Genomic DNA, 5,279 nt, shown 5'->3' on the forward strand with positions numbered 1-5,279 from the left:
CCGCACACCTCCCCCACATCGAGACCCCCATGCGCATTTCAGTCCCCACCCGGTTGGGCTTCGGCACCGCCCCGCTTGGCAACATGTACCGCAACATCCCCGAACAGGAAGCCCTCGACACCGTTGAGGCCGCCTGGCAACAGGGCATCCGCTACTTCGACGCCGCCCCCATGTACGGCGCCGGCCTTGCCGAAATCCGGCTGGGCACGGCGCTGCAGCAACACCGGCGCGACGACTACGTGCTCAGCACGAAGGTGGGCCGGTTGATCCTCGATGAGCGCGAAGACACCACCCAGCGCGACCTCGGCGAAAAGGGTGGCCTGTTCGAGCACGGCCTGCCCAACAAGATCGTCTACGACTACACCGCCGACGGCACGCTGCGCGCCATCGAGGCCAGCCTGGCGCGCCTGAAGACCGACCGGCTGGACATCGTGTGGATTCACGACCCCGCCCGCGACTTCCACGGCGAAGGCTGGCGCGACGTGTTCGACATCGCCATGAACGGCGCCGCCAAGGCCCTGACCCGGCTGCGCGAGGAAGGCGTCATCCGTGCCTGGGGGCTGGGCGTCAACCGCGTCGAACCGTGCGAAATGGCGCTGCAGCAGGCCGACCCGGATGGCTTCCTGATCGCCGGCCGCTACACGCTGCTGGACCACGCCGACGCGCTGCGCACCCTGATGCCGGCCAGCACCGCGCGCGGCCTGGGCATCGTAGTGGGCGGGCCGTACAACTCGGGCATCCTGGCCGGTGGCACGCACTACGAATACCAGCTCGCCACGCCCGAGATCCTGGCCCGCGTGGACGCCCTGCGTGCGGTGTGCGCGGAGTTCAACGTGGACATCCGCGCGGCCGCCCTGCAGTTCTCGCTGACGCATCCGGCCGTGGCGGCGGTGATTCCCGGCGCCAGCCAGCCGAGCCGCATTGCGGAGAATCTGGCGCTGGTTGATGCGGCGATTCCGGCTGCGTTCTGGCAGGCGCTGCGCACGCGTGGGTTGGTGGCGGTGGATGCACCGCTGCCGCAGGCCGGGTAAGGCGCAGTGTGGGCGTAGTGCCATCTCCGTAGCGCAGCATGCGTCTGCCCGTACGCGCAGCATCGGCCGATAGCGACCATGACGCCCCCGAGCCACCCTCTTGAACAGTGGGTGGTGCGGGAGCGGTTGGTAGCCGGCGTCACCCTGGAAGGTGAGATGCGCATGCTGCGCACCATCATCCATGGGGTGATCAAACACATGGCCGCACAGCTGCAAATCCCCGCAGCCACGTAACCACTGGACGCCTGCCACGCACCGTCGCACCATGGCAGGCATGCGCATTGAACAGCTCACGCTCCCCACTGCCGACGTTGCCGCCACGGCCGCCTATTTCGCCGACGTGCTGCAGCTTCCCGTGCATGACGCAACGGTCACGCTCGGCTGGAGCCAGCTCCACCTCATCCCCGCAGGCAATGTCCCTGTCGGCGGCGTCCACCTCGCCTTCAACGTGCCGCACAACCGCTTCGCTGCCGCCACCGCCTGGCTGGACGCGCGCGCCACGCGCCAGCGCAACGCCGAAGGCCAGGAGCATTTCACCTTCGAAGGCCGGTGGGATTCCGAATCCATCTACTTCACCGGGCCCGATGACCTCATCCTCGAACTCATCGCCCGCCGTCGCCTGCCCGCGTCGGAACGCACCGGCGCGTTTCACGGCAGCGAAATGACCTGCATCAGCGAAGTGGGCGTGCCGACCAACGCCGTCGCCGCGCTGCAGGCTCAGATTGAAACCACGTTCGGCCTGGCGCCGCTGTCCACGCCCACGCCCTACTTCGCGCCCATGGGCGATGACGAAGGCCTGCTGATCGTGGTGGACGCGACCCGCCGCTGGTTCCCCGAGCAGCGCTGGCTGCCCAATGCGCAGGGCCTGCTGGTGCGGCTGAGCGGCGTGACCGCCAACGCCGTGCTGGAAGACGCCGCACTGGGCTGGCGCGTGCAGTCGGCGTAGCCCGGGCTACCAGCTACCCGAGGCACCCCCGCCGCCACTGCGCCCGCCACCGCCGGACCAGCTGCTGGACGAGCTGGACGAACTGCTGGACGAACTCCCCGAGTCGCGGTCAACGCGACTTGTGCGCCGCCCGCCTTTGCCCCGGCGGCCCGGCTGGGCGCGCTGGTGGAAGCCCATCACCATGGTCCAGGTGATGTAGAGGAAGAAGCCACCGGCAATCACCATCACCAGGCCCGCGTCATCGCCGAACTTCGCATAGGTGCGATGGATCAGCCACGCGTACACCGCCGACACCCCGCACAGGAACAACAGTCGCACGAAGAAGCCCAGCTTGCCGGTGCGCCAGCTGGTGCGCAGCGCGGCCACCCACAAGGTGACCAGGCCCACCGCGATGGACAGCACAAACACCAGCAGCACATGCAGCGCCAGGCTGGGAACCGGCCGGCCCATCCACACACTGGCCACGCTGGCCGCCACTGCGGCTATCAGCAGGAACGACAGCACCCAGCGGGCCCGGCGGCTGTCTACCCACAGCCAGCCCAGCACCATGGCCACCGGCACCAGCATGCCCATGGCGATCGCCAAGGCGGCCGTTGCACCGGGGGTGATCAACGCGCAGGCCAACGCGCCCACGCACACCACCGCAAGCATGAGTGACGGAACCCGCCACCAGCGGCTGGGCACGCCACGCTGCCCCGCACGGCGGGCCCATGCACCCACCAGCGCCCCGGCCAGCAGGGCCAGCGCCACGATGCTGTCGCCGCGGCGCCAGTCCTGCGGTAGGCGCACCACGTTATCGGTCTCGGCGGGCAGCGGCAGCGCTTCGCCGTCGATCAGGCCCACCAGCAGCGCGCTGCCCTCGATGATCCCCTGGCCGGGTTTGCCCTCGCGCAGGCGCGGAATGATGGCGTGGTCGATGATGCGCTGCGCGTACGCATCGGGGATGGCCCCTTCCAGCCCGTACCCGGTCTGGATGCGCACGCGGCGGTCGCCCATGGCCAGCAGCAGCAATACGCCATCGTCCACGCCCTTGCGGCCGATCTGCCACTGATCGAACACCCGCTGCGAATAGGCTTCGATCCCCTCGTCACCGGCACTGTCCACCACCAGCACCTGCAGCTGCGCACCGCGGCGGGCCTGCAGCTCCAGCGCTTGGGTGCGCAGTTGCTGGGCCTCGTCGGCCGAGAGCACCTGCACGGTGTCCACCACCGGGTCGTGCAGGTCGGGGATGGGCGTGGGCGCGGCCAGCGCCAGTGCGGGCAGCAGGCACAGCACCACTACCCACTGCAACAGTCGCGTCATCCTGGCGTGCATCACAGCGTCCGGTTGCTTGATGCCCGCATGCTACGCGATGCGCCGCAGGCCGGCGCAAACGAAGAAGCCCCGCATCACGCGGGGCTTCCGGGGGCGGCCGTGCCGGGGGCCGTCACTCTTCCTCGTCCTGCCACCCCTGCTGCTGGTTCTGGTTGCGCTGCTGCTCTTCCTGCTGCTGTTGCTGCTGGTCGCGTTGATTCTGGGAATCCTGCTTGCGCTGCTGGGTCATGGAAGGTCTCCGGAGCCCACCGGCGGAATGCCGGGGTGCGGCAATGCTGTGCAGCGCCGGGTTAAGGACGTGTGGGAGAAATCTCAGAAATTCGTCAAGCCAGATGCCGCCGCGCGTGCCCTCGCCTCGCAATGCCTGCAACGCCTGGGTTTCGGGGCAAACAGCAGCGCATATGGCGGTAGGCAATGGCCATATTCCGCACTGCGCGCATTGCCTGCTCAGCTGCCTGAATTCGTGGCCTGTGCAGCAGCCAGGCGCGCCCCTATGATGACCGCCACCCTCGCCCGACCGTAAAGGAATACCCCCATGCGAGGAGTCACGCTCACCGCCGCCGCGGTGGCCGACACCGACGTGCTGCACCGGCTGCTGCAGCTGTATTACTTCGAAGCATCGGCCTGGAGCGGCGAGCAGATTGCCCCCGACGGCACCTACGACTGCGCCCGCGCCGATGTGGAAGCCGCCCTGCGCGACACGCCCGCGTGGGCGCAGCTGCTGTGGCTGGACGGCGTGCTGTGCGGGTTCGTGCTGGTGGACGAGGTGGAGTTCCAGGGCGACCGCATTCCCGAGCTGGCCGACCTGTTCGTGCTGCCCACGCACCGCGGCAAGGGCATCGCACGCGAGGTGGTTGCGCGCCTGGTGGTGCCGGGCAGCGGCCGCTGGTTGCTGGCCACGTTCCGCAACGACACGGTGGCCCATGCGTTCTGGCGCCGGAACCTGCCGAAGATGGGCCTGACCATTGAGACGCCGGCACCGCCCGATGACTCGGACTTCCACTTCTTCCTGATCAGCGCGGCGTAGCCCCCGCCCGCACCCCTACGCCGCCGGTGGCGCGCGTTCGGCCACCGCGTTGAGCCAGGCGTGCTTGAGGAAATCGCGCACGGCCTGGAAGCGCGGCGTTTCATACAGCGAGCGGTGCGTCCACAGCCACACGTCCTGGCTGAGCGCCGGTGCATCGCGCACGCGCACCAGGCCGCCCACGTGTTCGGCCACCGTGCGTTCAATCACTCCCAGCCCGCCGCCGGCGGTCACGCCGTCCAGCACGCCCACCGAGTAGTTGCAGCGCAGCCACGGGCGGTTCGCGCCGGGCAAGGTGCGCAGCCAGCGTTCCACCTCGAACTCCACGCGCGGCTCGTCCAGCCCCACGAACTCCAGTTCATGCCACGCCTGGTTGGCGATGGCCGCCTGCCGCCGCGCCGCGTAGGCCTGGTTGGCATACAGCGCGTACTCCACCCGCCCCACGCGGTCGCCGCGCAGGTCGGTGGTGTCGGGCGGGCCGTAGCGCAGCAGGGCGTCGGCCTCGCGGCGGGCCAGGTTGTAGGGCTCGCGCGAGGTAAGCACCTCCACGCCCAGGCCTGGGTGCAGGCGGTTCAGCCCGGGCAGCAGGGTGATCAGCAGGAAGCTGGCCCATTCGTCGGCGTTGATGCGCACCGTGCCCACCAGCTCCTTGGGCGTATCGGCCTCGCGGGCGATCTCGTCGGCGGCCTCTTCCATCTGCTCGGCCAGCGCGAACACCCGTTGCCCCAGTTCGGTGGGAATGCAGCCGGTGGACGTGCGCTCCACCACCTTGCCGCCCAGGCGCTCTTCCAGCGCATCCAGCCGGCGCGACAGCGTGGCCGTGCTCATCCGTGCGGCCTTGGCGGCTTCGCGCAGGGTGCCGCCGCGCACAACGGCCAGCAGCACCATCAAGTTGTCCCAAGGAAAGTGTTTCATATATGAAACGGCCGCCTACGATATTGGGGGTTTTTCACCATTTTTGAAA

General features: G+C 68.9%; 6 protein-coding genes. 4 read left to right on the forward strand and 2 right to left on the reverse strand.

What is annotated here, in order from left to right; all coding sequences use genetic code 11:
* The first annotated feature begins 29 nt into the window (after positions 1-29).
* From DBR34_RS00480 to DBR34_RS00485, 3 genes are all read left to right on the forward strand, one after another.
* Positions 30-1,031, forward strand: coding sequence for an aldo/keto reductase (locus tag DBR34_RS00480; protein ID WP_128095256.1), 1,002 nt, complete (start codon positions 30-32; stop codon positions 1,029-1,031).
* 78 nt (positions 1,032-1,109) lie between these two features.
* Positions 1,110-1,265, forward strand: a complete 156-nt coding sequence (locus DBR34_RS21180; protein ID WP_181393856.1) for a hypothetical protein — start codon at positions 1,110-1,112, stop codon at positions 1,263-1,265.
* Positions 1,266-1,305: 40 nt separating this feature from the next.
* Complete coding sequence (locus DBR34_RS00485) at positions 1,306-1,977, forward strand: VOC family protein (protein WP_128095257.1); 672 nt, start codon at positions 1,306-1,308, stop codon at positions 1,975-1,977.
* A gap of 6 nt (positions 1,978-1,983) precedes the next feature.
* Here the strand turns inward: DBR34_RS00485 and DBR34_RS00490 are convergent, their stop codons facing one another.
* Positions 1,984-3,279: a TPM domain-containing protein gene (locus DBR34_RS00490; RefSeq protein WP_128095258.1), complete on the reverse strand. Its 1,296-nt coding sequence runs from the start codon at positions 3,277-3,279 to the stop codon at positions 1,984-1,986.
* 547 nt (positions 3,280-3,826) lie between these two features.
* Between DBR34_RS00490 and DBR34_RS00495 the strand changes: the two genes are divergently transcribed.
* Positions 3,827-4,318 carry a GNAT family N-acetyltransferase gene (locus DBR34_RS00495; RefSeq protein ID WP_128095259.1) on the forward strand — a complete coding sequence of 164 codons (492 nt, stop codon included), beginning with the start codon at positions 3,827-3,829 and terminating at the stop codon, positions 4,316-4,318.
* Positions 4,319-4,333: 15 nt separating this feature from the next.
* Here DBR34_RS00495 and DBR34_RS00500 read toward each other — a convergent pair whose 3' ends face one another.
* Positions 4,334-5,230, reverse strand: a complete 897-nt coding sequence (locus DBR34_RS00500) for a LysR family transcriptional regulator (RefSeq protein WP_128095260.1) — start codon at positions 5,228-5,230, stop codon at positions 4,334-4,336.
* Between the last annotated feature and the right edge of the window lie 49 nt (positions 5,231-5,279).

Origin of the sequence: Stenotrophomonas sp. HMWF003 (assembly GCF_003061285.1) — a bacterium.
GTDB lineage: Bacteria > Pseudomonadota > Gammaproteobacteria > Xanthomonadales > Xanthomonadaceae > Stenotrophomonas > Stenotrophomonas maltophilia_AP.

Coding starts and splice junctions, on each gene's coding strand:
- DBR34_RS00480 (WP_128095256.1), top strand. CDS start 30: ATGCGCATTTCAGTCCCCACCCGGTTGGGCTTCGGCACCGCCCCGCTT.
- DBR34_RS21180 (WP_181393856.1), top strand. CDS start 1,110: ATGACGCCCCCGAGCCACCCTCTTGAACAGTGGGTGGTGCGGGAGCGG.
- DBR34_RS00485 (WP_128095257.1), top strand. CDS start 1,306: ATGCGCATTGAACAGCTCACGCTCCCCACTGCCGACGTTGCCGCCACG.
- DBR34_RS00490 (WP_128095258.1), bottom strand. CDS start 3,279: ATGACGCGACTGTTGCAGTGGGTAGTGGTGCTGTGCCTGCTGCCCGCA.
- DBR34_RS00495 (WP_128095259.1), top strand. CDS start 3,827: ATGCGAGGAGTCACGCTCACCGCCGCCGCGGTGGCCGACACCGACGTG.
- DBR34_RS00500 (WP_128095260.1), bottom strand. CDS start 5,230: ATGAAACACTTTCCTTGGGACAACTTGATGGTGCTGCTGGCCGTTGTG.